We start from the raw sequence: 9,118 nt of genomic DNA, 5'->3' as shown, positions 1-9,118 counted from the left end.
CGCCAGGCGGCTGAAGACCTTACGCGGCCTCACACCCTACGAAGCCATCTGTACAGCTTGGGCCAACGAACCCCACCGCTTCCGGCTCGATCCGGTCCACTTGACCTCGGGACTGAACACCTAGGGCCGAATTTGAGCGTTCAATCCGAGCTTCCGATCTTCGAGGCCGGCGCTGGCCCTGCTCCTAAGGGAGCTAAGTGGGGAAATGGACCACTTGTGGAAAACTGACCCATATGGGAGCGACGGGATCATCCTGAATTCTTAGGTGCCCCCCTACTTCCTCACCAGCTCCGCCAGCGCGGCGTTGATCCGGGTCTGCCAGCCGGGGCCGGTCGCGCGGAAGTGGGCCACCACGTCGGGGTCGAGGCGCACAGCAACGCGGACTTTTGGCGCCGCCTTGATCGGGCGACCCCGGGGGCGCTTGAAGGCGGCCAGCACCTCGGGCGGCAACACGGCTTTGGCGGGTTTCGCCAGGGCGAACATGTCCGCCGTCCACTCGGGATTGTCATCGTCGAATGGCGCGCTGTCGAGCGTCAGGGGCGGGTGCTTAAACGACATGGCGGCGGTACTCCCTGGCGCGCGCCCGGCGCAGGCTGATCGCCCGCACCTGGCCGTTGCGCACCGTAAAGGTCAGGCAATAGAATCGGCCAGCCAACAAACCGAACGCATTGAACCGGTCTTCATCATAGTTCCGGCGGTCATCCGGAACCACGACGTGGATCTCGAACTCGGCCGACGCCGCCAAAGAGACCCCGTGTTTGGCGAGGTTGAGGGCATCCTTGGCCGGATCGAACACGATCTCCACTGCTTTATTGTGGCCACGATTAATTTGAAGTCAATCGACTTTCACCCGCCCTCCGCCACCGCCTTAAGCGCCGGCAGCGCCACCGTGTGCCAGGCCCGCCCCATGCCGCCGCGCAGGTCCTCGCTGTCCCAGGCGTCGAACTGGTCCCAGCCGGAATGCGTCAGGCGCACGTGGGTGCCGCCGGGAATCCGGCGCAGACGCAGTTCCACCCAGGTATCGGGAATGTCAGGCACGCCCCAGCTGAAGGTCAGGCGCCGCGGCGCATCCAGCACCTCGATCCGGCAGGCGATGGCGCCGGTGACGTCGTCCGCCGTGCGCAACGCCCGGTCCGGCTGCAGGTAGAACACATGCCCCGCCGCTGGCCGGAACCGCAGGCAGCCCATCCACTGGCTGACCAGCCAGGGCTGCGTCAGCGTCTGCCAAACCTGCTCGCGCGGGGCGGCGATCTCGATGATCGACAGGACGTCTTCGACCATGCCTTGCTCCACAACAGGGCGCTTCTGTAGAAGAGTTCAAACAATCGTACGACACGCAAGGGAAACGCCATGGCCGATGCAGACGCCGTAGCCGCCGAACAGGCGCGCGAACAGGCCAACACAGGCACCAAGGATGTGGCGGAAACCCACCGCTTCGATGAGGCCGCCCTGATTGCCTGGATGCAGGCCAACGTCGAGGGCTTCTCCGGTCCGCTGGAGGTCCGCCAGTTCAAGGGCGGCCAGTCCAATCCCACCTATCAGCTGATCACCCCGGGCAAGAAATACGTCCTGCGCCGCAAGCCGCCGGGCAAGCTGCTGCCCTCGGCCCATGCCGTGGACCGGGAGTTCAAGGTGATCTCGGCGCTCTACCCCACCGGCTTCCCGGTGGCGAAGCCCTACGGCCTGTGCACCGACGACAGCATCATCGGCACCTGGTTCTACATCATGGACATGGTGGAAGGCCGGATCCTCTGGGACCAGAGCCTGCCACAATACCAACCCGCCGAGCGCAACGCGATCTTCAAGGCCAAGATCAAGACGCTCGCCGACCTGCACAACACCGACTACGAGGCCGTGGGCCTTGGCGACTACGGCAAGCCCGGCAACTACATGGGCCGCCAGGTCGACCGCTGGACCAAGCAATACAAGGCCTCCGAGACTGTACACATCCCCGAGGTGGAACGCCTGATCGAATGGCTGCCGCAAAGCCTGCCGGCGCAGGACCGCACCTCGGTGGTCCACGGCGACTACCGCCTCGACAACATGATCTTCCACCCCACCGAATCGCGCGTGACCGCGGTGCTGGACTGGGAGCTTGGCACCCTGGGCGATCCGATGGCCGATTTCACCTATGTGCTGATGGGCTGGGTGAACGGTACGATCGCGACGATTCCCGACCTGAAGGACCATGGCATTCCGACGATCGAGGAGGCGGTGGAGCACTACTGCACCCTGACAGGGCGCTCGGGGATCAAGGACCTCAACTGGTTCTTCTCGTACAATGCCTTCCGGCTGGTGGGCATCCTGCAGGGAATTCTCGGTCGGGTGCGCGACGGCACCGCCAGCCACCCGGACGCGGCCAACATGGCGCCGCGCGTACTGGGCCTTGCCGAGATGAGCTGGGCCTACGCCAAGAAGGCGGGGGCGAGCTAGGGCCCTGGCCCTCCTCTCCTCCCGCGCAGCGGAGAGGGAGAGGATTGAGGAGAGGGCCGGCGCGTGAAAATGTGATCTGCCGATGGGAAGGCGAGGATGCGCGGCGGTGACACTTTCGGGTCCTCGACGGCACACCCGAGTTAGCCCAGCCGGCCCTCTCCCAGCCCTCTCCCTCTCGTCGCCCTCGCGATGCGAGGTCGCGGGGGAGAGGAGGTCACGGGCGCCAACAACCCCTCCAGCGCCGCCTCGTCCTCAAAGACCGCGCGCACGGGCCAGGCGCTGACCCGGTCGCGCCACGGAGCCGGGAGGCGCGCCCAGTCTTTTTCCGTGGTCACCAGTCCGGCGTCGAACTGCACCGCCCGTTCGGCCAGGCGGCGCAGGGTGGCCTCGTCATAGGTCTGATGATCCGGGAAGGGCCAGAAGTCGGCCAGTTCGCAGCCTGCCGCCTGCCAGGCCCGTTCCACCTTCCACGGCTTGCCGACGCCGGCGAACCCCACCTGTGGCCCGGATGGCGGCGGCGACGCTGGAACGAGATGCGCAATCAGCACCGGCAGGGGGCTGAACAGACCTACCAGTTCCGGGTCCGGTTCCGCCAGATCGGCCGGCAACAGCAGCACCACCGCATCGGCCCTCGCCAATCCGGCCTTCAGTGGCTCGCGCATGGGACCGGACGGAAACACCCCGCCCGCGCCGAATGGCCATTCCTCTCCGCGCGTCTCGCCATCGACCACGATCAGCGACAGTGTCTTTTTCACCGAGGGATTCTGGTGCCCGTCATCCATCACGATGATCCGGGCGCCGTCCTGCGCGGCGGCTATGGCCCCGGCGGCCCGATCGCGCGACACCCATACCGCCAGGTCTCGGGCCAGCATCAACGGCTCGTCGCCGACCTCGGCGCTTGAGTGCCGTGCGGCGTCGACCTTCAACGGCCCAGGTTCTGATCCGCCGTAGCCCCGCGACAGCACGGCCGCGCCCAGTCGCCGGGCGATCTCCCGCACCACCGGGGTCTTGCCGGTTCCACCCACCGTGAGGTTGCCTACGCAGATCACCGGCACGCCGGGATCAACCGGACGTCCCCGGGCGATCCGGCGCGCGGTGACTGCGGCCCAGAGCCACCCGACCGGCGTCAGCAGCAGGCGCACCACCCCGCCCGTGCCCCGCCGGCTGCGGCTGTACCACCAGCGAGGCGTCGACAGCTTCATGGCGCCAGCAACGGGTCGAGAAGCGCCAGGGCCTGATCCAGCGCCGCGCCCTGGCGGTTGGCATAGGCCAGGGCCGCCTCGCCCATCCGCCGGGCGATGACGGGATTGTCCAGCAGGCCCCGGATGTGGCGGGTCAAGGCCGTGCCGTTGACGGCCTCGATGGCGGCTGCCTCGGCGAACATCTCGGCATAGATGTCGGCGGCGTTGAACACATACCGGCCCGTCAGGATCGGGCGCCCGATCCGCGCCGGCTCCAGTGGATTGTGCCCGCCGATGCCCGGCACGAAGCTGCCGCCCATCACCACGATGTCGGCCAGCCGGAAGAACAGGCCCAGTTCGCCCAGGGTGTCGGCCACATAGACCGGCCCCATCGCTTCCCCCTGGCTTCTCAAGGCGCCCCCCAGCATGGCGGCGATCTCCGGTCCCCGCTCGGGATGGCGCGGGGCCAGAATGAGGACCCCGCCCGGCGCGGCGTTGCGCACGGCGTTGGCGATCAACGCGTCTTCCCCCGGATGGGTGCTGGCCGCCAGCACCACCGTGCGACCGGCGAGCGCAGTGCGCAGGCGGTCGAGCTCGGCCATATCAGCCGGCAGGGGCTCGCCCACCAGTTTCAGGTTAAGGCGGGGGCCGTTGGTCCCGCCCAGACGGCTCAGCCGTTCATCGGTAGCCGCGTCCTGGGGCATGATCAGGTCAAAGGCCGAGACCAGAGCCCGCGCCGAGGCCGGCCATTGTGACCAGCCGTTGGCGCTGGCCGCCGTCATCCGCGCCGACAGCAACGCCAGCCGCACGCCGCGAGCCTTTGCCGCCAGGATCAGGTTGGGCCAGAGCTCGCTCTCGACAAATACCGCCGCATTCGGCCGCCAGTGATCCAGAAAACGTCGCACCGCGCCCGGCCCGTCCACCGGGGCGAACTGGTGAAGCACGCCCTCGGGCAACCGCTGCGCCAGCAACGCCGCCGCCGTCGTCGTGCCGCAGGTCACCAGGATCGTCAGGTCGGGCCGTCGGGTCCTGAGCGCCGCCACCAGCGGCAGCAGGGAGGTGGTCTCCCCAACGCTCACACCATGCAGCCAGACCAGCGCGCCGTCCGGCCGGGGCAAACCGGCGCGTCCCAGCCGTTCGGAGAGGCGCCCGGGATCCTCCTTGCCCCGCCGGGCTCGGGCGCGCAGCAGCGATGGGGCCAGCGGCTCGAGCGCCGCCATCGCCGCGCCGTACAGGACCAGAGGCAGGGGTGTGCTCACACCACCTCGGCGGGCGCGAGGCGGCAGGCGTGGGCGGCGTCGGTCTCGACCTGCAGCGTCGAGTGTCCGATCCCGAAGTGGCTGGCCAGTCCTTCGCAGGTGGCGTGAAGAAAGGCGTCGGCGTCGGTGTTTGCGGGGCGCAGCAGGTGGGCGGTCAAGGCGGTCTCGGTGGTGCTGATCGCCCAGATGTGCAGGTCGTGAACGTCCTCGACCCCGGGCTGGTCCGCCAGCCAGCGGCGCACGGCCTCGACGTCGATCTCGCGCGGCGCGGCGTCCATCGCCATGTCGGCGGAATCGCGCAGCAGGCCCCAGGTTCCCAAGACGATCACGCCGGCGATCCCGAGGCTGAGCGCCGGGTCGATCCAGAGCAGGCCGGTCACAGCGATGGCGCCGGCGCCGGCCACGACCGCCAGCGACACCGCCGCGTCGGCCGCCATGTGCAGGAAGGCGCCGCGCACGTTGAGGTCCGACTGGCTGCCGCGCATGAACAGCAGGGCCGTCGCACCGTTTATCAGCACGCCCAGGCCTGCGGTCAGCATGACGATGGACGTTTCAACCGGGGCAGGCTCCGAGAACCGGCGCACCGCTTCCGAGACGATCACCCCCACCGCCACCAGCAGCATCACCGCGTTGGCCAGCGACGCCAGGACCGTTGCCTTGCGCAGGCCGTAGGTGCGACGCCCGGCCGGCGCCCGCTTCGCCAGCACCGTGGCGCCCCACGCCAACAACAGGGCCAGGACGTCCGACAGATTGTGGCCGGCGTCCGCCAGCAGGGCGAGCGACCCTGTCCAGAGGCCTGCGGCGACCTCGGCCCCGACGAAGGCTATGTTCAGGGTCACGCCAATCGCAAAGGCGCGGCCCATGTCTTTGGGTGCATGATGATGGTGGCCGCTGCCATGGCCATGTCCATGGTCGTGCCGGTGATCATGATCGTGGTGATCGTGCGCCATCGCGCCCTGTGTCTCACCGACCGGCGGATGGATCAATGCGCGGGGCGCCCCACCAGCGCCTCGGCCCGTCGGGTGGCGGCGGACAGGCGGTCAGACCAGTCCGCGATCAGGGTGTCGATCAGGGCGTCGTCCGCATCGGCCGGTACTTCCAGCGGCCCCTCCCAGACAACGGCCCCGCGACCGAACGGTGCGGCGAACATCACCCGGTCCCAGCTCTTGCGGCTCTGCCAGGCCGGGTTGGCGGCGATGCCCATCAGGAAGACGGGTTGGCCCGACCGCCGGGCGATCTGAAGGGACCCGGCGGCGATCACCTCGTTCGGCCCGCGCGGCCCGTCGGGGCTCACCACCAGGGCGCCGCCGTCCTTCACCCAGGCCACCGCCTCGCGGATCGCGCCCACCGCCTGCCGCGCCTTGGCCGCGTCGCCCGGCTTGGCGGACGAGGCGCGGATGGCGCCGAACCCCGACATGGCCAGCGCTCGGGCGATGAACTCGCCGTCCGCCGAGGGCGAGATCAGGCACTTGGTCCGCTTGCGTCCCCACTGCGGCGTGGGCGCCAGGCCCAGCGGGATCCGGCCGTGCCAGAACAGCGCGATGGCCCCGGATGGTCCGGCCAGCACCGGCTCCACGCAGTCGACGTTTTCATGGCGCCAGCGCACGGTCTTCAGGATCAGGCGCATATAGATACCCAGCAACCAGCCGAGCACCGCCTGTACGCCGTCGCTGCGCAGGAACGCCTTCAATCTGTCGGCCCCGGCCCCGGCCCCGGCCCCGGCTCCAGATCCTGGCTTCGGGCCAGGCGCGCATAGAGGCCGCGCTTTTTCACCAGGCTCGCGTGGTCGCCGGTCTCAACGATCCGCCCCTTGTCCACCACATAGATCCGGTCGGCGCCGCGCACCGTGGAAAGTCGATGGGCGATCAGGATGGTCGTCCGCCCCGCCATCAGACGTTTCAGCGCGGCCTGCACCTGCGCCTCGCTCTCCGTGTCCAGTGCGCTGGTGGCTTCGTCGAGCAACAGGATCGGCGCGTTCTTCAGGAAGGCCCGCGCAATGGCGATCCGTTGCCGCTGCCCGCCCGACAGACGCGCGCCGGCCTCGCCGACGGTGGTCGCATAGCCCTGGGCCAGACCGGCGATGAAGTCATGGGCCGCCGCCGCGCGGGCCGCCGCCTCGATCTCGCCGTCGCTGGCGGCGGGTCTGGCGTAGGCGATATTGGCGCGGATGCTGTCGTCGAACAGGAACGGCTCCTGGGTCACCAGGGCGATCTGGTCCCGGAGCGAAGCGAGCGCCACATCGCGCACATCCTGCCCATCGATCAGCACCCGACCCGCACTGGCGTCATAGAACCGCGGGATCAGGTTCAGGATGGTGGTCTTGCCGCCGCCGGACGGTCCCACCAGGGCCACGGTTTCCCCGCGCCGGACCTCGAATGACAGGTCGCTCAAGGTGGGCGAGGCGTCATCATAGGCAAAGCCCACGGCCTCGAACCGGATCGTCGCCTGATCCAGCGCCAGCGCGGGCGCGCCGGGGCGTTCGCGGACCTCAGGCTCAACATCCAGCGCCGAGAACAGGCGTCTCGCCGCCGACATGCCCTCGGCGAACACCGTCTGCAGATTGGCGATCTGGCGCAGCGATTGCGAGGCCACCCCCAGCGCCGCCATGAAGGCCACGAAGGCGCCCACGGTCATGCCGCCCTGATGGGCCCGCCAGCCGGCATAGCCGATCACGATCGCCACGATGATGGTCATCAGCAGTTCGGTGGCCGGCGCGGCCCGGGCGCGGGCGTTGGCGCCCTTGGTCAGATGCTTCTGGCGCCGCCGCACCACCTCCGCGACCCGCGCCTCCTCATAGGCCTCGCGGTTCTCCAGCTTCACCACGCGTACGCCGTCCAGGCTTTCCATGATCGCGGTGGACAGCGCCGACGTCTCGGCCATGGCGCCTTTTGCGGCCTTCGTGGTGCGCTTGGCGAACCGGCGCATGATCCAGGTGGCAAGCGGCGCCACCACGATCAGCAGGATCGACATCAGCCGGTCGTTGGACACCATCACGCTGATGGCCCCGATCACGATCAGGAGGTTCTGCGTGTAGTTGATCACGCCTGAGGTCGCCGCCTCGCGGATCAACCCTGCGTCATAGAGCACCGACGACACATAGCTGCCGGAGTGGCGGCTTCGCAGATGGGCCAGATCCGCCCGCACCAGCCGCCCGAACAGCTGCACCTGGATATCGCCGACGACCGCGTTGCCGATCCGGTTCACCAGCGTCGCCTGAATGACCTGCGCGGCGGCGCGCGCGATGGCATAGACCACAATCGTCAGCGGCAGGATCAACAGGGTCCCGGGCTTGGGATTGGCCATCAGATCGTTGGTGGCCGGCTCCAGGATCTGCACCAGCAGGGTGGTGAACACCGCCGCCGCGATCGCCGCCACAAAGGCGCCCGTCCAGCCCATCCAGCGCGGCCGCAGATAGACGCCGGCCACCCGCGAGATCAGGGCTCGGGTAGAAAGCTCGGCCGGGGCGCGTTCGCTCATCACGCTGGGTTCGGATTTTGCGTCGTTGAAGTCAAGCTCACGCGGACTTCCGCCGACGTCGCGATCACCTTAAAGCCGGTGAGATGACGGATGCATCCTCCAGCCCTCGTTTCAACCTGACCTCTCCCCTGGGCCGGGCGCAGGCGGTGGCCGACTATCTGTGGAATGACCATGCCTATCTCCGGCTGGGCTTCTCCAACGCCCACTGGATCTCGGAAGAACTGGTCCGCGCCAACCAGCCCTGGCCTCACCAGCTGGCCGACTGGAAGGCGCGCGGGATCAGGACCGTCGTCAACCTGCGCGGCGGCTTCGACGCCAGTTTCCACGCCCTCGAAAAGGACGCCTGCCAGCGTCTGGGCCTCAACCTCGTCGATTTCACCATCACCTCACGCGAGGTCCCGTCACGCGAGCGTGTGCTGGGCGCGAAAGCCTTGTTCGAGACGCTGGAATATCCGGCCTTCATGCACTGCAAGTCCGGCGCGGACCGGGCGGGCATCATGAGCGTGCTCTACATGCACTTTCGCAAAGGCCTGCCGATCCGCGAGGCGATGGACCAGCTCTCGTTCCGCTACCTTCACATCCGCCACGGCAAGACCGGGGTGCTCGACTATACCTTCGCCAGATACCTGACCGAAGGCGAACCGGCGGGAATGACGTTCCTCGAGTGGGTCGAAAGCCCCCTCTACGACCCCGCCGCCATGAAGGCCGAGTTCCGCACCAACATGTGGGGCAACCTCCTGACCGAAAGCGTGCTGCGGAGAGAGTGAC

At 68.4% G+C, this 9,118-nt stretch carries 9 protein-coding genes and 2 pseudogenes; 3 read left to right on the top strand and 8 right to left on the bottom strand.

Annotated elements, in window-relative coordinates; genetic code table 11:
• Positions 1-124 (top strand): annotated as a pseudogene (locus tag ACIQ3B_RS06750) (IS481 family transposase); the annotation flags it as partial.
• A 149-nt stretch (positions 125-273) separates the two neighbouring features.
• Here ACIQ3B_RS06750 and ACIQ3B_RS06745 read toward each other — a convergent pair.
• The 3 genes from ACIQ3B_RS06745 to ACIQ3B_RS06735 are packed head-to-tail and all read right to left on the bottom strand — an operon-like array spanning position 274 to position 1,281.
• Positions 274-558 carry a BrnA antitoxin family protein gene (locus tag ACIQ3B_RS06745; protein WP_397400894.1) on the bottom strand — a complete coding sequence of 95 codons (285 nt, stop codon included), beginning with the start codon at positions 556-558 and terminating at the stop codon, positions 274-276.
• Positions 548-796 carry a BrnT family toxin gene (locus ACIQ3B_RS06740; protein WP_397400893.1) on the bottom strand — a complete coding sequence of 83 codons (249 nt, stop codon included), beginning with the start codon at positions 794-796 and terminating at the stop codon, positions 548-550. The genes ACIQ3B_RS06745 and ACIQ3B_RS06740 overlap by 11 nt, the downstream gene beginning before the upstream one ends.
• Positions 797-846: 50 nt before the next feature.
• Positions 847-1,281 (bottom strand): SRPBCC domain-containing protein, encoded by a 435-nt coding sequence (locus ACIQ3B_RS06735; protein WP_397400891.1) that lies wholly within the window; start codon positions 1,279-1,281, stop codon positions 847-849.
• A gap of 69 nt (positions 1,282-1,350) precedes the next feature.
• On the opposite strand from ACIQ3B_RS06735, the gene ACIQ3B_RS06730 reads away from it, so the two are divergent.
• Positions 1,351-2,433 carry a phosphotransferase family protein gene (locus ACIQ3B_RS06730; RefSeq protein ID WP_397400889.1) on the top strand — a complete coding sequence of 361 codons (1,083 nt, stop codon included), beginning with the start codon at positions 1,351-1,353 and terminating at the stop codon, positions 2,431-2,433.
• Positions 2,434-2,657: 224 nt separating this feature from the next.
• Here ACIQ3B_RS06730 and lpxK read toward each other — a convergent pair.
• The 5 genes and pseudogenes from lpxK to ACIQ3B_RS06705 all read right to left on the bottom strand — a co-directional run.
• Positions 2,658-3,635, bottom strand: a pseudogene (gene lpxK, locus ACIQ3B_RS06725) (tetraacyldisaccharide 4'-kinase); the annotation flags it as partial.
• Positions 3,632-4,873, bottom strand: coding sequence for a 3-deoxy-D-manno-octulosonic acid transferase (locus ACIQ3B_RS06720; RefSeq protein ID WP_397400887.1), 1,242 nt, complete (start codon positions 4,871-4,873; stop codon positions 3,632-3,634). The pseudogene lpxK and the gene ACIQ3B_RS06720, both read right to left, overlap by 4 nt.
• A complete protein-coding gene (locus ACIQ3B_RS06715) occupies positions 4,870-5,823 on the bottom strand; it encodes a cation diffusion facilitator family transporter (protein WP_397400885.1) in 954 nt (317 codons plus the stop codon). The genes ACIQ3B_RS06720 and ACIQ3B_RS06715 overlap by 4 nt, the downstream gene beginning before the upstream one ends.
• A 32-nt stretch (positions 5,824-5,855) precedes the next feature.
• A complete protein-coding gene (locus ACIQ3B_RS06710; protein ID WP_397400883.1) occupies positions 5,856-6,563 on the bottom strand; it encodes a lysophospholipid acyltransferase family protein in 708 nt (235 codons plus the stop codon).
• The gene (locus ACIQ3B_RS06705) at positions 6,560-8,350 is read right to left on the bottom strand and encodes an ABC transporter ATP-binding protein (protein ID WP_397400881.1); all 1,791 of its coding nucleotides are present in this window, start codon (positions 8,348-8,350) and stop codon (positions 6,560-6,562) included. The genes ACIQ3B_RS06710 and ACIQ3B_RS06705 overlap by 4 nt, the downstream gene beginning before the upstream one ends.
• A gap of 83 nt (positions 8,351-8,433) precedes the next feature.
• Between ACIQ3B_RS06705 and ACIQ3B_RS06700 the strand changes: the two genes are divergently transcribed.
• A complete protein-coding gene (locus ACIQ3B_RS06700; RefSeq protein ID WP_397400879.1) occupies positions 8,434-9,117 on the top strand; it encodes a protein tyrosine phosphatase in 684 nt (227 codons plus the stop codon).
• Position 9,118: the final 1 nt, after the last annotated feature.

It is taken from the genome of Phenylobacterium sp. (genome assembly GCF_044358365.1).
Taxonomy (GTDB): Bacteria; Pseudomonadota; Alphaproteobacteria; order Caulobacterales; family Caulobacteraceae; genus Phenylobacterium.
This window is presented reverse-complemented; position numbering and strand designations above follow the sequence as displayed.